The sequence below is a fragment of the Paenibacillus algorifonticola genome, assembly GCF_050481745.1.
GTDB classification, from domain to species: domain Bacteria; phylum Bacillota; class Bacilli; order Paenibacillales; family Paenibacillaceae; genus Pristimantibacillus; species Pristimantibacillus algorifonticola_A.
Genome location: NZ_JBCNGR010000043.1, coordinates 1 through 21,106 on the forward strand (window position 1 = coordinate 1; position 21,106 = coordinate 21,106).

19 protein-coding genes and 1 riboswitch are annotated in these 21,106 nt (G+C 51.2%); of the genes, 1 reads left to right on the top strand and 18 read right to left on the bottom strand.

Features of this window, described 5'->3' with window-relative positions; all coding sequences use genetic code 11:
- Positions 1 to 61: 61 nt before the first annotated feature.
- The 17 genes from ABEW34_RS28370 to ABEW34_RS28450 all read right to left on the bottom strand — a co-directional run bounded on the left by ABEW34_RS28370 (position 62) and on the right by ABEW34_RS28450 (position 19,366).
- Positions 62 to 2,035 (bottom strand): copper amine oxidase N-terminal domain-containing protein, encoded by a 1,974-nt coding sequence (locus tag ABEW34_RS28370; protein WP_430164057.1) that lies wholly within the window; start codon positions 2,033 to 2,035, stop codon positions 62 to 64.
- A gap of 110 nt (positions 2,036 to 2,145) precedes the next feature.
- Positions 2,146 to 3,555 (bottom strand): MDR family MFS transporter, encoded by a 1,410-nt coding sequence (locus tag ABEW34_RS28375; protein WP_430164060.1) that lies wholly within the window; start codon positions 3,553 to 3,555, stop codon positions 2,146 to 2,148.
- Positions 3,556 to 3,594: 39 nt separating this feature from the next.
- Positions 3,595 to 3,843, bottom strand: a complete 249-nt coding sequence (locus tag ABEW34_RS28380; protein WP_099520586.1) for a hypothetical protein — start codon at positions 3,841 to 3,843, stop codon at positions 3,595 to 3,597.
- A 321-nt stretch (positions 3,844 to 4,164) separates the two neighbouring features.
- Positions 4,165 to 5,568: a cobyrinate a,c-diamide synthase gene (locus ABEW34_RS28385; protein WP_430164063.1), complete on the bottom strand. Its 1,404-nt coding sequence runs from the start codon at positions 5,566 to 5,568 to the stop codon at positions 4,165 to 4,167.
- A 163-nt stretch (positions 5,569 to 5,731) separates the two neighbouring features.
- Positions 5,732 to 6,865 carry a cobalt-precorrin 5A hydrolase gene (locus ABEW34_RS28390; RefSeq protein WP_430164065.1) on the bottom strand — a complete coding sequence of 378 codons (1,134 nt, stop codon included), beginning with the start codon at positions 6,863 to 6,865 and terminating at the stop codon, positions 5,732 to 5,734.
- Positions 6,862 to 7,641 carry a precorrin-4 C(11)-methyltransferase gene (gene cobM / locus ABEW34_RS28395; protein WP_046233158.1) on the bottom strand — a complete coding sequence of 260 codons (780 nt, stop codon included), beginning with the start codon at positions 7,639 to 7,641 and terminating at the stop codon, positions 6,862 to 6,864. Before cobM ends, ABEW34_RS28390 begins: the two co-directional genes overlap by 4 nt.
- Entirely contained in the window at positions 7,638 to 8,348 is a 711-nt protein-coding gene (cobI, locus tag ABEW34_RS28400) for a precorrin-2 C(20)-methyltransferase (protein ID WP_341282591.1), read from the bottom strand. The genes cobM and cobI overlap by 4 nt, the downstream gene beginning before the upstream one ends.
- The gene (gene cbiE / locus ABEW34_RS28405) at positions 8,341 to 9,576 is read right to left on the bottom strand and encodes a precorrin-6y C5,15-methyltransferase (decarboxylating) subunit CbiE (RefSeq protein ID WP_430164069.1); all 1,236 of its coding nucleotides are present in this window, start codon (positions 9,574 to 9,576) and stop codon (positions 8,341 to 8,343) included. Before cbiE ends, cobI begins: the two co-directional genes overlap by 8 nt.
- Positions 9,577 to 9,630: 54 nt before the next feature.
- Complete coding sequence (locus ABEW34_RS28410) at positions 9,631 to 10,722, bottom strand: cobalt-precorrin-5B (C(1))-methyltransferase (RefSeq protein ID WP_430164072.1); 1,092 nt, start codon at positions 10,720 to 10,722, stop codon at positions 9,631 to 9,633.
- Between the two features lie 5 nt (positions 10,723 to 10,727).
- Positions 10,728 to 11,378: a precorrin-8X methylmutase gene (locus ABEW34_RS28415; RefSeq protein ID WP_430164075.1), complete on the bottom strand. Its 651-nt coding sequence runs from the start codon at positions 11,376 to 11,378 to the stop codon at positions 10,728 to 10,730.
- A gap of 40 nt (positions 11,379 to 11,418) precedes the next feature.
- Positions 11,419 to 12,186, bottom strand: coding sequence for a precorrin-6A reductase (cobK, locus tag ABEW34_RS28420; RefSeq protein WP_430164077.1), 768 nt, complete (start codon positions 12,184 to 12,186; stop codon positions 11,419 to 11,421).
- A gap of 3 nt (positions 12,187 to 12,189) precedes the next feature.
- Positions 12,190 to 13,311: a sirohydrochlorin chelatase gene (locus ABEW34_RS28425; protein ID WP_430164080.1), complete on the bottom strand. Its 1,122-nt coding sequence runs from the start codon at positions 13,309 to 13,311 to the stop codon at positions 12,190 to 12,192.
- A 24-nt stretch (positions 13,312 to 13,335) separates the two neighbouring features.
- Positions 13,336 to 15,177, bottom strand: a complete 1,842-nt coding sequence (gene cobJ / locus ABEW34_RS28430) for a precorrin-3B C(17)-methyltransferase (RefSeq protein WP_430164083.1) — start codon at positions 15,175 to 15,177, stop codon at positions 13,336 to 13,338.
- Positions 15,178 to 15,343: 166 nt separating this feature from the next.
- A riboswitch (cobalamin riboswitch) is annotated at positions 15,344 to 15,494 on the bottom strand.
- A gap of 136 nt (positions 15,495 to 15,630) precedes the next feature.
- A complete protein-coding gene (locus ABEW34_RS28435; RefSeq protein WP_430164086.1) occupies positions 15,631 to 15,900 on the bottom strand; it encodes a hypothetical protein in 270 nt (89 codons plus the stop codon).
- A gap of 24 nt (positions 15,901 to 15,924) precedes the next feature.
- On the bottom strand, positions 15,925 to 16,398 hold the full coding sequence (locus ABEW34_RS28440; protein ID WP_430164089.1) for a DUF6376 family protein: 474 nt from the start codon (positions 16,396 to 16,398) through the stop codon (positions 15,925 to 15,927).
- 217 nt (positions 16,399 to 16,615) lie between these two features.
- Positions 16,616 to 16,939, bottom strand: a complete 324-nt coding sequence (locus ABEW34_RS28445) for a hypothetical protein (protein ID WP_430164092.1) — start codon at positions 16,937 to 16,939, stop codon at positions 16,616 to 16,618.
- 186 nt (positions 16,940 to 17,125) lie between these two features.
- Positions 17,126 to 19,366 (bottom strand): MMPL family transporter, encoded by a 2,241-nt coding sequence (locus tag ABEW34_RS28450; protein ID WP_430164095.1) that lies wholly within the window; start codon positions 19,364 to 19,366, stop codon positions 17,126 to 17,128.
- 135 nt (positions 19,367 to 19,501) lie between these two features.
- Between ABEW34_RS28450 and ABEW34_RS28455 the strand changes: the two genes are divergently transcribed.
- Positions 19,502 to 20,116 carry a TetR/AcrR family transcriptional regulator gene (locus ABEW34_RS28455; RefSeq protein WP_430164098.1) on the top strand — a complete coding sequence of 205 codons (615 nt, stop codon included), beginning with the start codon at positions 19,502 to 19,504 and terminating at the stop codon, positions 20,114 to 20,116.
- 158 nt (positions 20,117 to 20,274) lie between these two features.
- Here the strand turns inward: ABEW34_RS28455 and ABEW34_RS28460 are convergent, their stop codons facing one another.
- Entirely contained in the window at positions 20,275 to 21,063 is a 789-nt protein-coding gene (locus tag ABEW34_RS28460; protein WP_430164100.1) for an undecaprenyl-diphosphate phosphatase, read from the bottom strand.
- Positions 21,064 to 21,106 lie beyond the last annotated feature (43 nt).

The following is a 21,106-nucleotide window of genomic DNA, read 5'->3' on the forward strand; positions in this document are numbered from 1 at the left end:
GTGAACACAATGATGCTTTTGCTTGAATTTGCTTGTTGTAGATATTTGCTTGTTGTAGATGCTAGCTTTTCTTCTCTGGCATTGGCATAAACAGCAAATTGATTGGCAAGTTGCTACCGGATGCCGGCGAGAATACAATCGTTACCGCTTCTGAAGAGCTTCCCGTCCGGTACAGAACACCCGCTTCACCATTATTCGCTAGAAAGGAGTTATTCGTCGTCAGAACAACATTGTTATTGACGAGGAAGGCACCGCCGTAATGTCCGCCACGCGGGTTCAAGGCAATGAGCGTATTAGGCTGTACATTAAACAGCTTCACGACGTATACGACGCCGTAATTTCCTTCATTGTAAATCGTTGCACCTGTAAGCTTATCAATCGTTGTAAGGCGTGTATCCACGACTTTATCGCCAAATACCATACGGCCTGGCTCCGCTCCTACTGGCTGGGTCAGGTTGATCGTACGATCCGCCTTCTCGAATGTACCGCGAATGTGAATGCCATCCGGCTCCAGATACGGCAGCAGCGGCAGCTCGGACAGAACATCCTTGCCGTCATCAATAATGACGTAGCTGAATTTAATTGGACCGGAAGTCGAAACATCCGCCATCATTGTCAATACGCGGTCCGGCGAAATTTTCAAATCGCTGAGCTGCTTCAAAATAAGACGGCTCTCGCCCGCTGGAATCGTTGTAATATCATTCATGACCGGATTCATGCGCGAGGTCAAATATTTGCTAATGGAAGATTTTCCTGTTGCCGATACATACAGCGCAGGACCGCCAATACCGACGCGCTGTGTCTGAACTGTCGCTTCCTGATTGGTCTCGTTCGTGGCGACGATGTACATGCGCACATTGTTTAGTCGATTGTTTACGTTATGCGACATCAAGCGAACGTTGCCCGAAGCTGAATCCGTATAATACACGCCTTCATTGACAATTCGCTCTGGACTGTTGCTGCGAAGCAGCGTTTGCTGTCCATACTCTGTCAATGAATAAGGAATCACATCAAAATTCAGAATGGAAGATCCATTAATCGAGAAGCGCTCTCCCGGCGGCGTAAATAACATGCCAAAATCCTGTTTGGAATACAGCTCCTGATCTTCAATCATAATGGAGAGCGAATATTCATTGCTTGCCCCGTGCTTGTCCGTTACTTTCAAGGAAATGGTCTGCGGGCCCGGCTCGAAAAAACCTTGCTCCTTATTCGTCCAACTGGTACTCGTAATCGCATTTTCTTCGTCGCTGCTGAGGTCGGTATATTCTATCGGCTCGCCCATCATATAGCTCGTTTTGTTGGTGACAAACTTTGCGACTGGCGGCAAATTCGGTTGAAGCACTTCAAGCGTTACGGAATATGGTTCACTCCAGACGCCATCCGAATCTTGCACCCAATGGGTTACCGTATACATGCCCGGCTGGTCAAACATCGACAAATTGCCTTCCCAACGCTCGTCCACAATGGGCGTGCTGCTGCTCGCCTGGTTCGTATAAGTCACCTGTGTTTCATTCGCATAAATGACTTTAGGGCTTACTGTAAAAGTTGCGACCGGCGCGATCTTTACTGTCCACGTCAGCGTAATTTTTTTCTCCGCCTTGTTCACCTTCATCGTGATGCCCTGCGGCTGCAGCAGCGTACGAAGCGGAATCATCAGCGTTCCCTTCAAGTTATACGGCGCTCCAGTAAAATTCTGTACTGCTCCGTTCACATTATAGGAGGTGCTGCCAATGGCGTAACGAAGCACGTTTTTTTCTGTCGTCAGCACATACTCCTTGGCTACCTTGTCGTATACGATTTTGCCGCCGAGCCGCTCTGCGAGCGAGCGCGCCGAAACGTACGTCGTGCCTTTCAGCTCGGTTACCGGCTGCGTAGCTGTATACAGCGTGCCATTGTGATACATTTTATTCGACTTTTGAAGCAGAACGAGCTGCTCTTGACCTAGGACATTTTGCGCTGCTTCCGCCTGAATCGGCACAGTCAAGGTAAAGACAAAAAGGAATACGAGTACAAATAAGCTGACTTTTTTAAGCATGTGAATCTCCTTTTCCAAAATAAATTGCGATTTCTCTACATATCCGCCAAAAGTTTGGACGCAATATAATCTGAAAAGTTGCACTCCGCCTATTATTTATGACAAATATTTTAAGAAGCGTGCTTCGTTTCCTGTCGTTCTGCAGAAGAAATACGTGGTAATGCTAGCGATACTGCACCTATGACGAGGGACAAAACGACCACAATCGTAAAGATCTGGTGCAAGCTTTCCTCCAGCAATAGCGGATCAATGATATTCGTGCTGCCTGTGTGCAGCAGCAGGCCGAATAAAGCGATTCCGATCGTCTGGCCAAGCGTGCGTATAAAGTTATTCGTTGCAACCGAAGCACCGCGCATTTGCCGCTCGACAGCGGATGACACGGATATGGTGCAGCTGGTTAGCGCAAGCCCAAAGCTTAAGCCCGTTAAAAACATATACAGCATAAACCACATTATCGGCGTCGTGGCATTCAGGAACATAAAGCCCAAACTTCCCAATAAGAGGGAAAACGCACTGATTAGCGTTATGTTTCTAAGCCCAAGTCGCGAAATCCATGTGCCTGCGAGAATCGAGCCGAGCGGCCAGCTGACCGAAAGCGGAATCATCGCCAAACCGGAATAAGTAGCGCTTTTTCCATATACGCCTTGCAGCCAGAGCGGCAAATAAAAAATAATGACGACATTGACGATGCATAGCAAAAAGCTGAGCAAATTCACCATGCTGATGGTGCGGTTTTTGAACAAAACAAGCGGTATCAGCGGCTCCTGCACACGCTTCTCAATGTAGAAGAATAGCGTCATCAGCACCGCAGCCCCTGCAAAAAGCAGCCCGATCTCCGTATAGCTGGCACCCTGCTCGCCCGTCTCTGAACGAAGAAGGGTCAAGGCATAGAGAAAACAGAACATGCCTAGCGCAAACGTTCCAATTCCGCCATAATCAATCGATCGCTTCCGCTTCTCATAGGCTTCCTTCAAAGTAGAGCCCAGCAGAAACATCGCGACAATGCCAAATGGCAAATTCATATAAAATATCGCCCGCCACGAGACATAGTCGACTAACAGACCGCCAAGCAAAGGACCCGATATACCAGCTATTCCCCAAATGCTCGACATCCAGCCCTGTACCTTCGCCCGCTGCTCATAAGCGTATAAATCACCGATTATCGTATAAGGAATCGTCGTGAGCGCACCAGCCCCCAGCCCTTGAATCGCGCGAAAAATAATAAGCTGCGTCATCGTCTGCGCAAGACCTGACAGCATTGAGCCGCATAAAAAAATCGCAGCCCCAATCATAAACATATTTTTGCGGCCGAATAAGTCTGACAGCTTGCCATAAATCGGCGTCGTGACGACCGTAGCAAGCAAATAAATCGAAATAACCCAGCTATACTGCTGGGTTCCTTGCAGCTCGCGCGTTATGCTCGGCATAGCCGTACTGACGATCGTCCCTTCGATCGCTGCCAGAAAGGTCGCTACGAACAGTGCGATAGTAATGCTGCGTGTATTGCCTGTTTTAATCATAGTCGCTCTGCTTCCTTCCCTTAACAACAAACACGCCCCTTATGAAGTTTTCATAAAGGAGCGCATCTGTGATTGATTTAAATAAGCATTGCTTGCGATACGAAAAATATACCGATCCCTGGCTGAATCGGACGTTTTCCAAAACTGCTCGTCTGTAAACAGGCGCTTGAGCAGCCATTCCGCCGCTTTCGCCGCCTGCTGTTCGTCCTGCAATAGCTTAAGGCATATCGTGTAGCAAATAGACTCGCATTGTCTTAAACGATTTATTTTATATTGAAAATCCATCATAGTAATTGGACATCCCCCGGTTATATGTTTAGGTCACTCATCGTTACTATGATAGCGGAAACAATACATTAAAAAGTTACGAAATGTTTAAAATGGTCAAGCGTAAACGGCTGTCGCCTTCCTTTGGTGGCAAAGCTTCCGTTTCGCGTAGAAATATAGAGAATGGATCGGGAATTCTTATCCTTTCCTATATTTCAAGCGTAAACGGCTGTCGCCTTCCTTTGGCGGCAAAGCTTCCGTTTCGCGAAGAAATATAGAGAATGGATCGGGAATTCTTATCCTTTCCTATATTTTCAAAAAGCGTAAGCGCTTCAGCGCAAATTATGCTTTACGGTCAGCATAGGCCATACATGCAGCAATCCAGCGCTCTGCCATCACCGGATTTGAGGCAAAATGAAAGTGCGTATAGCCTGCGACCAGTTGCTCTAGCTGCGCCCCTTCCTGCTTCACGCCGCGTCTGCCCTTTGTCTCGTAGGCCGGCTCCAATCCTTCACGATCGGTACTGGGCACATAAACCGAATAATGAAATTCATGCCCGCGCGCCTCGTCGCCCTCCGGCAGCAGAAAATTAGCACCCAGTCCTTTTGCCTCCCGATAGCCCAACGCGGCAAGCTTGCCTTGCATGACTACGCTTCCTGGCAGCACGCCAGCCATCGCATAGCTATTGCCGCTCGTATCGGTAAGCTGCTCCGTTAAATACATATAACCGCCGCATTCGGCAAGCGTTGGCATGCCTCCAGCAATAGCGTCCTGCACCGACTGATGAACGTATCGCTGCTGCGCCAACTGCTCGGCAAATTCCTCTGGAAAGCCGCCTCCAATATACAAGCCTGATACTTCATCCGGCACAGCTTCCCCTGCAAGCGGCGAAAAGTATACAAGCTCGGCACCATACGCCTCGAGCAGCTCAAGATTATCCGGATAATAAAAATGAAACGCCGCGTCTTTAGCAACCGCCATTCGCACGCTGCCCTCGGGATTTCTCCTCTCGAATATGGAAGTACCCGCTGCTGCTTCACGAATGACCGGCGCTTCTGCTAGCGCAAGCACGTGTTCAAGATCAACGGTCGCTTCGCACATCGCCACCAGCTGGTCGAATAAAGGCGACAGCTCGCCCCGCTCAATTGAAGGCACTAGGCCCAAATGACGCTCAGGTATATGAAGCTCGCTGCTGCGCTTGAAATAACCGACGACTGGAATGCCGCACTCCTGCTCAATGGCCGCTTTCACAATCTCATAATGGCTGTCGCTGCCCACCTTGTTCACAATGACGCCGACGATGCGCACATGGTCATCCAGCGCCTGAAAGCCCTTCACAATAGCTGCCGCACTGCGAGCCATGCTTTGGCAGTTGACGACCAGCAGCACGGGACAGTCAAGCAGCACGGCAAGCTCAGCGGTACTGCCTTCGTTCGAAAGCGGATTTTTGCCATCATATAAACCCATTACACCTTCAATGATTGATATATCCGCCGTGCTAGCAGCACGCGAATATATTTCCTTCACCGTAGCGGGCGGACACATCCAGCTGTCCAGATTGCGTGACTGCCGTCCTGTCGCCGCCGTATGATAGGTTGGATCAATGTAGTCCGGCCCGCTCTTGAAGCCTTGTACCGCTAGTCCTCTGCGCGCTAAAGCAGCCATCAGCCCGACGGTGGTCGTCGTTTTGCCAACTCCGCTGCCCGTTCCGGCAATAATGATTCTTTTTTGCGTTGCTATCGTCATATCGTGAGAATTCCTTTCGTTAAGGACTTGCGCAAGGTGAAACGGCTATCGCCGTCCTCTGGCGGCACAGCGCGTTTCATTCGAGAAATATAGAGAAAGGATCGAACAATCATATCCTTGCCTATATTTTTCCTATATTTTCAAAAAAGCTGTGCTGCACGGCTTATTCGAATGGAATAAGTCCAATCGAGATCGTGACATTGCCGGATTTTTGCTTGCCCAGAAGCAGCTCGTTGTTTTTCGTATAACGCTTTACTGCAGGCTCGCTTACTCCGTAAGCTCCAGTAAATTTAAATACCGTTTCTGAAGGCTCGCTTATTTCCTCTTCGTTCAGCTCCGCAGGCGTATATGTCACCAGCGGCCAGCCATACTTGGCACATACCGCGAGGAGCCCTTCTTCATCCTTTTTGAGATCAATGGTACAGATCGCCTTGACGCTTCGAATCGAAGCCCGGATTCCTTCCAATGCGGAAGCGATAACCGCTTCGATTTCCTCTGCTGACGTTCCCCGATTGCAGCCAACGCCAAGCGCCAGCACCTTCGGCCGATAGAGCACGCCGTTATCCAGCAGCTTCTGCTCATCCTCCTCCAACAGGCGATGTGTGACTATGAGCGCCGCGTTAGGTGCGGCCGACTCCGCTGCGGCAATAGAGTCGTAAACGACCAGATTAGGAGGCATCGGTGTTTCATGCATCCACCAGTTCCGCTCGCCCGACTCCTGCACAATAGCAACGGGCTCCTCATTGACGACAGCGGCGCTGACAGGTGTCAGCTTTGCATCGCTTTCCCACTCCCAGCCAAAGCGCCGGCCGAACAAATCGACAGGCAGCGTACGCTGTACATCCGATGCCGTCGTCAGCACTGGACGTGCGCCAATAGCCGCTGCCGTCTCCCACGTCAGCTCATTCGCTCCGCCGAGATGGCCAGACAGCACGCTGATGACATGCTCGCCCTTATCGTCAATAACGACGATGCCTGGGTCCTTCTTCTTGTCCTGCAGCAATGGAGCAATCATTCGCACAACTGCGCCAAGTGAGATAATACAAATAATTCCTTTATATTTCGGAAACAAGGCCGGAAACAGCATGCGCACCGAGCCATTAAACAGCTGAATGCCGCGGCTTTGTTCATCACCTGCTTCGAATTTGCCCATATAATACAAGTCGACTGCGCCCATATTTTCCAGCAGCCTTCTGCCCGTCTGCACGCCATGCTTCGTAATGGCAACTACTGCGTATTCGTGCTTCTGGCGAATTTCCGGGATGATGCCTTCCTCCAGCTGAATGATCGCACTCATTCCGGCTTCACTCCTCTGCGGAAGCGGTGCGTGAACGTTTTGTCATACAGCTTTGAACGGTGCGCGTCCTTGTTGTGCAGCTCCGGATCAAGCGCCCAGCCGGCCAAAATCATCGCATGCGCACGAATGCCGTGCTCTCGCATCGCATTGTCGAGCTCGGCAAGTGTTGTGCGGATAATTAATTGATCCGGCCAGCTCGCGCGGCGAACGACGGCAATCGGCGTCTCGTCTTCCCAGCCGGCATCTTTAAATTCCTGTACGACTTTGCGCGTCAGCGTAGCGCTGAGGAACAATGCGATCGTACAGCGATGTGCCGCCAAATCCTTCAGCTTCTCCAGCTCCGGAACAGGTGTCCGTCCTTCGGCCCGCGTCAAAATGACCGTTTGCGTCAGGTCAGGTATCGTCAGCTCAGCGCCAACCGCAGCAGCGGCAGCAAATACCGAGCTTACGCCTGGGACGATTTCACAATGGATGCCTTCACGCTTAAGCAGCACCATCTGCTCCAAAATAGCCCCATACATCGCAGGATCGCCTGTATGAATACGGGCTACGCTTTTCCCCTGCTTTACCCGGTCTACGATGATGCCAACCATTTCATCCAAATCCATGCCTGCGCTTTTCAGCACCTCAGCTTCGGGCTTCGCTTTCGCAATCAGCTCTTCATTAACGAGCGAATCGGTATACATGACGACATCTGCCGCTTGCAGAAGCTTGAGCCCTTTTACCGTAATGAGATCCGGATCGCCGGGACCCGCACCAATAATATGCACAATCATTTTCTCACCACCATTAATGTCAAGTATTCAAGCTCGCGCCCTTGCAGCTCTTCAACATCCATCCATACCTGCTCCTCAGACGATGTAACCTTCGTTAACACATATGCGTTTTTAATCAGCTTCAAGTCGCGCAATACAGTCAGCATCAAATCCAGCACCTTAGCAACTTTGATGAATACGACACAGTCGTGGCGCTCAATCGCTGTACGCATCGCTTCATAGCTTGGCGTTGCCGGAACAATCGCCACATGCTCGTCGCCGTCGGCAAGCGGAATGCCAAGGCGGGAAGCCGACGCATTAAACGAAGAAATGCCGGGAATTGCCTGCATTTCCACTTCAGGGTGACGCTCGCGCATAAGCCGCATCAAGTGGATATACGTGCTGTAGATCATGGGATCGCCTTCCGTAACGAACGCCACATCGCGGCCTTCGCTGATTGGCTGCCATACCTGCTGCACCGTCTTCTCCCACTGGCGCTCCAGCGATTCGCGGTCCTTCGTCATCGGAAAGGTCAGTCCGAGCATTTCCTTCTCCGCTGCGTTCACATACAGCTCAGCTATCGTCAGCGCGTAGCTTTTGGCGCCCATCTTTTTGCGCGGGTACGCGATAACCGGGCATTCCTTCATAAGCCGAAAAGCTTTAACCGTAATCAGCTCCGGGTCCCCCGGTCCGATTCCGATTCCATATAATTTGCCGAGCTTAGTCATTGCCGCTTTCCTCCTCGGTGAGTATCTCTGGCTGCTTCCAAGCCGTAATTAGAAAAATCGGATTAAGCGCGTCAAAGCGCGTTAAATCGAGTATCGGTTTGCTGCGCGACAGCTGCGCGAGGGTAATATCGGTTTTAAAGCCTTCATCCTCAAAAGCGCTCATCGCTTTGCCCATCGTCTCAATCGTTGCCGCATTCACGACGATGCGTCCGCCTTCCTTGAGCCGCGTGCAGCAAATATGCAGCAGCTCGCGCAGCTCGCCGCCGCTGCCGCCGATAAACACGGCATCGGGATCGGCAAACGTGTCCAGACCAACAGGCGCACGTCCCAGTAGCGTCGTCAGATCGGTCCTGAATTTTCGGGCGTTCTCCACACAATTGGCAAGATCGCCTTCGTTCTTCTCGATGGCATAGACGTCGCCTTGGCGGGCAATTCGTGCTGCCTCAATCGCCATGGAACCTGTGCACGTGCCAATATCCCAAACCGTGCTCGTCTCCCTGAGCTGCATAGCCGCAAGGCTGAGCACGCGAATTTCACGTTTGGTAATCAGCCCTTTGTCCGGCTTGCGCTGGGCAAACTCGCTATCGGCAATACCTAGCGGCCACGAGGGGCTCGTCCCTACACGCTTCAAAATCAATACATTCAGCGGAGAAAATTCCGCCTCCGCAAGCTCGCCCAGCTCATACCACCCCGTGCGCTCATCCGCTCCACTTAAATTTTCAGCCAAAAAAGCTTTATATTCAGTCATGCCAAAGTCGAGCAAGTAGCGGGCAATAACGCTGGGGTTGTTCTTATCGTCGGTCAGCAGCGCAATCTTCGCTTTGCCGTCGATACGCTGCGCCAGCCCCTTGATGCTCTTGCCGTGAACGCTTGTCAGCAGCGCATCATGCCAGCTTTCGCCCATTCGCGCAAATGCAAGCTGCACTGAGCTGTGCGCCGGATAAATGTCCAGCTCCACCTTGCCGGCCAAATAACCGCCAATGCCATAAAACAACGGATCGCCGGAAGCGAGAATGACCGTACGTCTGCTCTCCGCCTGCAGCTGCTTTGCCAGGTCAGCCAGGCCGCCTTTAATGACCATTTTCTCGCCCGCATATTGTGGAAAAAAGGCTAAATGGCGCTCGCCGCCAACCAGTACTTCACTCTCTTGAATCCAGCCTTCATAAAGCGACGGCAAGCCTGCCGCTCCATCATCGCCAATGCCGATCATTTTGATTTTGTTCCCCAAGCTCTATCTCCCCCGATCCTTTGCTGCCAAGCAGCTTACATGCATTTGAGAACGCTATTGCTCAGCCCTGCCTAACAGCTGGGCTTTCATCGATATAATGACCGTCTCAACGATCAGCAGTCCGCCCGCTTCCTTCTTGCTATGATAGCAGCACAGCTCGCTCATTCGTTCGAAAAAAGCATCAATGCCGCGCTCCTGCATCATATCGCCAACCTGTGAAGCGGTGTTCGCGCCGCGTATTTCCTCCACAAGCCCTTCGGGAACAGCTGCATATTCCGCTATTTCGGCGAGAAAGCCGAAGTCGACTGGCGCGCTTTTGGAATGCACCATCATGACGCCCTGCGCCACCTTCGAAAACTTGCCCATCATGCCGACAAGCGTTACTTTGCGAATATGCTTGTTTCGGGCCATTTTGAGCGAGAAGCCGATAAAATCGCCCATCTCAATAAAGGCCTCCTCCGGCAAATCGGGGTACAGCTCCATCCCAAACTTTTCCGTACGGCCACCTGTCGATAAAACAAGATGGTCGCAGCCGCTGACGGCTGCGACATTAATCGCTTGCGCGACGCTCGCTTTGTATGCTGAGGTAGAGAACGGCACAACGGTGCCTCTCGTCCCGAGTATGGAAATACCGCCCAGAATACCAAGGCGACCATTCAACGTTTTGAGCGCGATTCGCTCGCCTTCCGGCACAGAAATGACGACGCTTACGCCTCGCCCCTCCAGCTCGAACGAGCGCAGCACCTCTTCCACCGCTTCGTGAATCATGCGGCGCGGCACCGGATTAATGGCGGCTTCGCCAACCGGCACGGGCAGACCGGGCTTCGTTACCCGGCCAACACCAATGCCGCCATCAAGTATAACGCCTTCACCGTCATGCCATTTGACCTCCGAAAAAATGCTCGCGCCATGCGTAGCATCCGGATCGTCGCCGCCATCCTTAATCACTTCGGCTTTTGCGGCATCGCCAGTCAGCTCGCAGCTAACAATGGCGAAAGTGACACGCTCGCCAATCGGCAGCACAATTTCCGACTCGGTCTGCTGCTCGCGCAAAATCAGCGCAGTCAGCGCCGCTTTCGTAGCAGCAGTCGCACACGAGCCCGTCGTATAGCCATGGCGAAGCGGCTTATCCTCTTTCTTGTCCACGCTTTTTACACTTGGCGCTCGGCCAGCAGGGAAATCGCGTTAACCGCAGCCACGGCAACCGGGCTCCCGCCCTTTCGTCCGAGATTCGTAATGAACGGAATGTCCAGCTTGGCAAGCTCCTCCTTCGATTCTGCTGCCGATACGAAGCCGACGGGCACCCCAACGATAAGGCCGGGCTTGGCTTCGCCATTTTTCACCAGTCTAATTAACTCCAGCAGCGCTGTAGGCGCGTTTCCAATCGCATATATACCGCCATCCGCTTCACGAATCGCTTTGCGAATGGAAATAATCGCCCTCGTCGTATTGAGGCGCTTCGCCTCCTCCATTACATCTGCATCCGATATGTATACGCGCACGTCGCCGCCAAACTTCTCAATGCGCGGCTTGCTGATTCCAACCTGAACCATCTGGACATCGGCAATTACAGGCTTGCCTGCGAGAATCGCCTTAATGCCCGCTTGAACCGCATCCTTATGGAACATCATGCTGCGTCCCAGCTCGAAGTCTGCCGAAGCATGAATAACGCGCTGAACAACGGCATATTGCTCATCCGTGAACGGGTGCTCCCCAAGCTCCTCGGTAATCATTTCAAAGCTGCGTGCTTCAATTTCCTGCGGCTGTACAGTAAGCGGTTTAAAATCCGTCATAAAATCCATATTTTTCGCTCAGCTCCTTCAATCTTGATCTAACGATTATTTATTTCAACATTTCCTTTAATGTATCACTTATTTCGTCAAAGCGCGAAAAAACATGCCCATAGGCAAGCTTAGGGCGCCCAATAATAATCGTCTCAATACCCATTTCAAGCGCCGCTTCCAGCTTCTCATCCACAGAGCCAACCTTGCCGCTCTCCTTCGTAATCATCAGCGTTACGCCGAATTGCTCATAAAGGGCGCGGTTGAGCGCTTTGGAAAATGGACCTTGCATTGCAACGATATGCTTTTGCGGCAAGCCCAGCGCATCGCATTTCTCCATATTGTCGAGGCGCGGCAGCATGCGGGCGATTAGCGTCACGTTAGGCAAGCCCAATAGTCGCTCGGTAAAAACCTGCAGCGTTTTGCTGCCGGTCGTAAGCATCACGACGCCGCCCTTGGCAGCCGCCATTTCGGCTGCTTCGGCGTAATCATCCGCATACTGGATTAGCGGCTGTCCGTCAAAGGTAAGGCTCTCGCGCTCGTAGCGAATATAAGGCACCGATGCCTGCTCGGCCGCCGCCATCGCATTGCGATGCGCCTCCTCGGCAAAGGGATGGCTGGCATCAACGACGGCCTGTACCTGATTTTCCCTCAGGTAAGCTGCCATTTCATCTGCGGTTAGCCGTCCCACTCGCACGTCAAGTCCGGCTTCCTTCAAGCTGCCTGCCGCACTTTCGGTCACGACCGACGTCAGCACGCTGTAGCCCTGCGCCTTAATTTGTACGGCGAGCTCCCTCGCATCGCTCGTTCCACATAGCATAAAAATCATCGTCTAACCCTCCCCGACAAGCGTAGCCGCCTTGGACGGATCATTATTCTTCTGCGCTTCTTCCTTGGCATCATCATCAGCAGCAAGCTCACCGATTTCAAGATGCTCGTGGTGCTCATGGTCGTGGTTATGGTGCTCATGATTATGCTCGTGCGTATGACCCTCATGATGCTCGTGATCATGCGCATGGTGTTCATGATCGTGATGATGGTCATGCCCGTGGTCGTGTGCATGATGTTCATGACCATGGTCGTGGTCATGATGATCATGGTGGTGATGGTCGTGATGGTCGTGATCGTGATCATGGTGGTGATGATGATCATGGTCCTTCATCGCCTGCAGGCGGAACTGGCACATATCGCAGTTCATCTTCACTTCGCCTTGCAGCGCTTCTGCGGCGCGGTCTTTCAAAATCTCTTTAAGCAGCGGGTGGAAGCCGAAATATTCTGCAAGCACAAATTCCGTATCCGGATAAGCAGCCGTATATTGCTCCATCGCTACTTCCATCCGTTTAATCAGTACGCCGGTAAACAGGAAATAAGGCAATATAATGACTTTGCGCGCGCCCAGCTTGAGGCAGCGCTCCACTCCTTCATCCATTAAAGGCGCCGTAACGCCAATAAAGGCGGTTTCGACCCATTTCACTTTAAGCCGTTCCCAGAACAAGCGGGAAATTTTAAACAGCTCGCTGTTCGCATCCGCATCGCTGCTGCCCCGGCCGACGATCAAAATAGCCGTATCCGCAAGCTCGCTTTCCTCTGCTGCAACCGCTTCGCCAAGGCGGGAGGTCAAAATTTCCAGCACCTGATCGTGGACGCCAATTGGACGTCCATAAATAATATTTACAGCTGGGTAACGCAGCTTTGCCTCATCAATTGCTGCTGGCATATGCAGCTTTGCATGCCCTGCCGAAAATAACGTAATCGGAATAACGGCGATTCGGGTCGCCCCTTTTGATACACAACTATCAAAGCCCTGCTTCATCGTCGGCGTGACAAACTCCAGAAAGCACAGCTCTACCAAATCTGCTTTCAGTGTTGATGCTACAGAGGCGACAAACTCGCGCACCTCTTCATTGCCTCTCTCATCCCGGCTTCCGTGCCCTACAAACAAAACCGCATCCATCTTCCTTCATCTCCCTTGCTGTCGCTAGTCTCCGCACAATGCGTCTTCGATATGAAAAACAGGCAGCTCCTGATAGCGATAGCCTTCTATTTGTCCCATTCGTTTGAAAAATTTATGAAAGCGCTCATTCGGATGGCCTTCCGATTTATAAAGCGTAATAATGCGTTCAATTAGTGGCACGATTTCCTCAGCTGCAATGCCTTCGGCAACCGGCTGTGCGGCATGCGCATTGCGGCCGACGGTTTTGCCACCGAGGAACAAATCAAATTTGCCACGGCGATACACGATGCCGATATCCTCGTTAACTGCGCCATAACAAGCCATGCCGCAGCCATTGAACCCGACACGCAGCTCCTTCGGCATGGCCATGCCGCCGATCTTCTCTTGCAGCTCATCGGCATAAGGCACCGATTCCGCTTTCTCCAGATTACAAAAATCGCAAGCCTTCAGCTGTAAAACATCACCGATCGGAGCAAGACTGAGGCCATCCGCCCGCAGCTTTGCCGTCACGCTATCTGGATCAGAAGTCGGAATCCGCACCAGCAGATGATGATGCGGCGTATATTCAATCGAGCCTTTCTCGCCAACGGCCTGCGCCAATGCTACGAGCTGCTGGGGCGTAAAGTTTTTTGTCGCGACACCTGGGCTTACGGCAAACTCAAGCACCGATTGCTGTACAAACACAGGCATTGGGCTCGATACTGCGCCAAACGCCGCACTAGGCTCGATACCCTTGCTGCGATCATTCAGGAGCACCGCTTCCATCGCCAAATGCAGAGGCGATACTGCCGGTACCGGGGCAGCCTCTGCCCTCATAGAAACGGCTGTATTTATCGGGGCTGGTGCCGGCTTCACGGGCGCAACCGGGGGCGCTGCAGCAACCGCCACTCCGCCACCCTGTCCATTAACATTTCTCGGTTCATCTGCCACAACCGCCTGCGGCTCCTCCCGCTCGAGCAGCTGGTCCGCCGCGTCATAATCATCCGCACGATAGCCCCCGTCCGCTGGAAGCTCAGGCATTCCTGCCGTATGAAGCGCCCACGGCTCATTCTTCTCTTGCAGACGCTGGTGGGGCTTCAAAGGCTGCGCGCCTTCGCCAAGCGTATATTTGCGCTGATAGCCGCGCGGCGTAATCATTAGCCCATCATAATTGACGGTCGTCGAGTTGCCGATGACGACTGTTGTCAGCATGCCGATATCATGGTCAAGCATATGAGCAAGCGTCGTCACGACAATGTCTTCACGGTCGCGGTACGCGCTTTTCACAATGCCTACCGGTGTATCTGGCGAGCGGTATTTGAGCAAAATACGCTGAGTCTCTACGATTTGCCGCGTTCTTCTGCCGCTGCGCGGGTTATAAAGCGCAATGACGAAATCCGCTTGTCCGGCCGCTTCTACCCTGCGCGCAATCAGCTCCCAAGGCGTCAAATGATCGCTTAGGCTGATCGTGCAAGCATCATGCATGATCGGCGCGCCAAGCAGGGATGCTGTCGAGTTAATGGCAGAAATGCCGGGAATCACTTCAACCTCTACCCCGCCATTACGCTTCCAGCCTTTCTCAATCAGCACCTCATACACGAGCCCAGCCATGCCGTATACGCCCGCATCGCCGCTTGATATAACGGCAACCTTCTTGCCGTTCTCCGCTTGGCGCACCGCTTCCTGCGCACGGCTGACCTCCTCAGTCATCCCCGTACGCACAATCGCCTGATCGCTGATTAGCTCCCGAATCAAATCGACATACGTGTTGTAGCCGATGACAATATCGCTCTCCTGAATCGCTTCACGGGCGCGTTTCGTAATATGCTCGAAGCTCCCTGGGCCGAATCCGATAATTAACAGCTTGCCGACGCCTGCTTCACTCATTGATGCCCAACTCCTTCTATGTAGCAATTTACAATTTCTATCCAACAAAAAAAAGCACCTCTAACGATACGTGTTAGAAATGCTTGAAAAGACCAATGTCCTTGTTAAACGCAGACAGCGAAGGGCCATCCAATCTCTAACACCCTCCTAATATCCACGTAGGTTTACAGTGTTGTTGAAATAAGCAGGTCTCCTGGCTTTGAAGCGTTAGGACGCTTCATACAGTGGCGGGTCCGCGCCGGTCTCTCACCGACTTCCCTATTAAGTCAACTTGGGCGCCTTGCACGCCTGCTGACACTTATTCCCTTCCTATTAAATTGTAATCTTAATGATAACATTAGATTGTATGATCGACAAGTGCGTTTATGCCTTCAGCCAAGATGCAAATAGAGCCAGCGCAAGCACGGACAGCATGTCCAGGCTGACGCCAGCTCTATTTGTCAACGAAGTGGTTTATTTCTTCTCAAGCGTTTCCCAAGCCGCCTTCACGAGGGAATCAAACAGCTCATCATCCTCTTCCAGTTCATCCTCAACTGCTAGAAGATCTTCTTCCTTGCCCGATTCATTCAGAAAAAACAAACCGTAGCCCCACTCTGTCGCCTTGCGGCTGTGAAGGGTAATTTCGTATTGGTTCGTCTGGCCCTCTACTTCAAAATGAACCTTGCCTACGAAACCGGATTCCTTGGAGTTCGTCATGCTTGCGTGCAAAATGTTTACTTTCATCTTCCATTCTTCCTCTCTTTACCGTTACGACACCAGCTGCTGAAGTTGATTCACTTGATTTAACAGCTCGTTGATTTTGTTAATCGTATTTGGAATTTCCGTTGCGTCAATCAATGCTTTGCCGTCTTCGATCTGCTTCAGCACCGTGTCAATGCTCTCCTGCAGCTTCAAATTATAATCGACCACTGACTGATGGACGTCCTTGGCAAAATCCGGCGCGTGCAGCTCGCCAAACTGCTTGATGGACTCCTGCACAGCTACCAGCTGTTCTTTATAATCGGCGCGTGCACCCGCATCGTTTACGGCTTGCTCCGCAAGCTGCGTCGCCTGCTCGCTGAAGCTTGTCAGCGTCTGCATGTACGTTGCTGCTCCCGTCACATATTCAGCCGAGTTTGATACGGAATTGACCGTCTGCTTGGCTTCCTCAAATAACGAGCATCCTCCTAATAATAACATTCCAATGATTAAAAGTATGCTTTTTCCTGAACGAATGGCCATGTTTAATCTCTTCCTTTCCGCCTGTCTTGCACAGAGCACTACTTATACGGCAGATGCCTCCAAACGGTTGCATTTCGTCTTATCATTAAGCTTGTCCATCATTTTATAGAAAAATAAAACATGAGGCCGCAGATAGCTAAAACGCACGATGGCTATTGTTCGCGTCTGCGGCATAACGATGCAGCCCTATCATTGAACTGCGCCACTCCCTTGGCAGCTAACGCTTCGACTTGAAGGCATGCTGGCGCCATATGACGACGATTATGAGAAATAAAGCAATGACACCTGTAAGCAGCCACCCGATCTGCTCATCGGTTAACTGATCCCCGGGAGCGGTTGCAGCCGGATCAGGAGCCTCATGACCAGCATGTTCACTACAGGTGGAGTCGGTTGGCGATGAGGCGGCAGTATTCGTTTGCTGCTCATTATTTGCAGGTGTACACACATCTGCTGCGGACACGGACAGCGATGCGGAACTCCAGAGGCTTATTCCAATAAACAGGACTACCATAAAAATTAGACGAAGGAACCTCTTTCTCATTTTGGTGAACCTCCTTTGCGCTTTTCGTTTCCCCTCATTTTATTCCTGTGCGCCCAGAACGGAAGCTTGTCCCGTGGAATTTTCATACCTGTACATATCATTAGCAGCACAATAAAAAACGCCTTTCTCTCCTGGTCATGCCGACCAGACAGAAAGGCGCTTTGCAGCTGCAAATAATACTGCGATTTATACGATTTGTCTTTGCTTGCCAGACTTGCTTTGTTCTTCTCCCACCAGCTCTGCCCTAGCCGGCCAGAAGGCTCTTTTGCCAAGCAGCGTCGTAATGGCTGGAACGAGGAACGGTCTTACGATAAACGTATCCATCAGCACACCAATCGCTGTAATGACGCCGAACTGCACCAATACCTGAATAGGCAGCGTCGCTAGAACCGCGAACGTAGCAGCAAGGATCAACCCTGCGGACGTAATGACGCCGCCAGTCTCTGCGACACCTTCGCGAATGGCTTGCTTGAGCGGCATTTTCGCTTTTTTCTTCCAAATGCTCGAAATCATAAAAATGTTATAGTCCTCTCCTAGGGCAATAAGGAATACGAAGGCGTACAGCGGAATCGCTCCTTGAATCGCTTCTGCACCCATCCCGTAATGCAAAATAATCCAGCCGAGGCCTATAGCAGAACCAAATGACAATAATACGGTGGCAATTAAATAAAGGGCTGCAACGATGGAGCGCAAATATACGATGAGCAGCACTAAAATCATCCCAATGACGAGTGGGATAATGACTTTATTGTCCCGATCGGTCAACAGCTGCGAATCATGCTGCGTTGCTGTCTGTCCGCCTACCCATACTTTGGCTGCCGCGCTCTGCACGCCTGCTTTGTCCAGCGCTTCCTCCGCTGCTCCGCGAAGAAGCGGAACCAGATCCATGGCATCCTGCGAGTAAGGATTAATGTTTAGCGTTACCTGAACGGATTGCAAATGGGGATCCGCTTCACTTTGAACCGGCTCCGATACGGAATCAACGAGATCCATATCCGAAAGGCTGGCAACAAGCTCTACTGGTTTTCCCTCGGTTTGAGCCGCCACGGTTATAGGAGCCAATTGGCCTGGTGTGAAAGCTGTAGAAATCGTATCAAAGCCTTCACGCGACGGCATATCTTTCGGAAAGGAAGACAATAAATCATACGTAAACTTAACCTGTGGAGCAAAACCAGCCAGCGCACCGAGAAAAATAACGCTCACGATAACAACGGTCCAAGGCTTCGCCACGACAAGGCTTCCTACTGCTGTGCCTAGCTTGCTGCCTTGGCGGCGCGGACGAAATGGCTTGCTGCGCTTCTCTGCCCGCTGCTGCTGCATACCCTCGGTGCGAGGAATGAACGGGAAAAATGAAGCTCTTCCCATAATGGACAATAGCGCAGGCACAAGTGTCAGACTGGCAATGCCCATAATGAAAATAGACAAGCTGAATGGGATAGCAAAACGCTGGTAAGCACCATATTTGGCGGCAAGCAGCGCCAGCAAGGACAGAACGACCGTGAAGCCGCTCATCGCAATCGCTCCTGATGCATCACGGAAGGCGATTTTGAGCGCCGTCATCTTATTGTCTTCCCGCTCCAGCTCTTGGCGGAAATGTGCAATAAAGAACAGGCAGTAGTCTGTACCTGCACCAAACAACAGCACCGTCATAATCGAAATGGCTTGGGCATCTACTGTAATCCAGCCCTCTGATGCGAGCCAGCCGAGAATGGGGCTCGTAACCAAATAAGCGAACCCTACACCTACAATCGGAACGACTGCTAAAATCGGTGAACGATAAATTAGCAGTAATAGAATAAGTACAATCAGCACCGTAGCAATCAGCAGCGATACATCTGCTCCTTTGAATAATGCCGATGCGTCCACCTGAATGCCCACGGGACCGCTGATTCTTGCACTCAGCGCGTCAACACCAGTTGTTGGCGCGTCAAACGGGCTCGTGCCGCCTGCCGCTTCTTTAACAAGCTCTTGCATTTTCTCCAAATTGCTGCGCAAAATTTCCGTATCCGCATTTTCTGCAAATGTAATCGGTTGAACAAGCGTGCCGCCGTCTTCCGATGCCAGTTTTGCAAGCGCAGGAGCTGGCATTTGATGCAGCGGCAAAAGCTCCCCTTGTTCTGGCAGCGGCTGCTCGCTGAGGAGCTGCGATGTTTTCTGAATGAGTGCATAATCCTCTTCCGAAAGCCCGGCATCCCTATGCCATACGAGCAAGGCGGGAACACCAGCCCCATTCGGGAATTTATCCTTTATTAATTGATCTGCAAGCACAGACGGGCTGTCTGTTTCCAGATTGGGCGCATTATTTTTCTCTTGCCCACCAACAGCAGGAAGCCACATCGTTAAAGCCCCTGCAAGCACGATCCATACGATTACGGTGATCCAGCGTGTACGGCGACCCGCAACCGCACTGCCTAATTTTCCCAGCATTATTCCCATCCTCCGTTTCACATCTTCAGCCATTTCGTTTAAAATAGATTTTGAAGCCTAAATTAATTATATATACTCGAAGGTTAATTAATCAACTGCTTTTATTACAATTACATGAACATGGAGGGTCACGACATGGTAGATGAACAAGAAAAGCGCAAACCTGGCCGTCCAAAAGGCAGCAGCACCGCTCAAACGATGGACAAAATTTTATTTACGGCATCGTATCAATTTATGGAGCTTGGCTTCGAGAAAGTATCGCTCGACGGCGTTGCCAAAGCATCCGGCGTTACCAAGGCTAGCGTCTACTACTATTTCAATAATAAAGCCGTGCTTTTTACCGAGGCGATTTTATTCGTCTTAAATATAGCTTATCAGCAAACGCGTAAAATCATTACCGGTCCCGGAGAGCTTAAGGACCGATTGCTTATTGTCGCTGAACGGCATATGGCGAACGCCCATGTCGACTTTGAAACGATGATGCGCGAAGCGGCTTCAGGCCTCACAGAGGAGCAAACGTTAACAATTCGTGCCGGAGAATCACGGCTCCATGAGCTGCTCGCTGACATTTTTCAAGAGGCGATGGATAAAAAAGAGCTGGTTCCAGGCAACCCGCTGCTGCTTGCCAATGCCTATACCGCTATGCTGAGCATCCGCAACCGTAAAAAAGTTGTCAATGATGAAACTTCACTCAAACAAACGGCGCGTGAGCTTGTAGAACTATTCTGGCATGGCGCCGCCCCCCGTTAGAACGTGCGCCAGCTAGGAGGAGCTGGATGGGCGTTTTAACGATCCTTCAGCTTTACGCAGACGCTTGCCGCGAAACCATAAAAAAGGACTCCCTTCAGCCTCCAAAGGCCGAAGAGAGTCTCCTATTGATTTAAGCTGCTGCTTTGTCGTGGCACCGACTACAAAATAATAAAAGCAAACACGATGGCGAGCGCAAAGCGGTAGTAGGCGAACCAAGATAAACGCAGCTTTTTGATTAAATTAATAAAGGTAACGACAGCAATAAGGGCTACGATAAACGCTGAAATGAAACCAATCAAAAATAACGGCATATCCGCCATGGTCAGAAATTCACGGCTTTTAATCAGATCAATACCGCTTGCTCCCGCCATCATCGGCACCGATACGATAAACGTAAATTCTGCAGCAGCCTTCTGGCTTGCCCCGAAAAACATGCCCCCCGATATCGTCGAACCGGAACGCGAGAAGCCCGGCCATAGCGCCAGCACCTGGAAGCAGCCAATCGCAAGGGCCTGCTTGTACGACAGGTCATCCAATTCTTCAGCCGTTACTTTCCGCTTAATGCGGTCAGCGAAGATCATGAGAATACCTCCTGCGACGAGCCCTACCAATACCGTTGTTGTACTAAACAAATATTCTTTAATAAATCCATGAAATACGACACCGATTAGACCTGCCGGAAGCATAGCAAGCGCAATATGCAGCACGTTCATCCCGGATGATTTGGAGAAGTTGAAGTTCAATAGCTTCAAGAACCTTTTGCGATAAAGCACCAGTACGGCAAGCACCGCTCCAAATTGAATGACGACCTCAAAGGTTTTCGCACGGTCTCCTGTAAAGTTAAGTAAATCCGCGAGTAAAATGAGATGCCCTGTCGATGATACAGGTAGAAACTCCGTCAAACCTTCCACGATTCCCATCAGAATCGCATTTAATAAATCCACCATTCTCCTGCCTCCTGCATCCTAATCTCTAATTTCCAATCTGAAA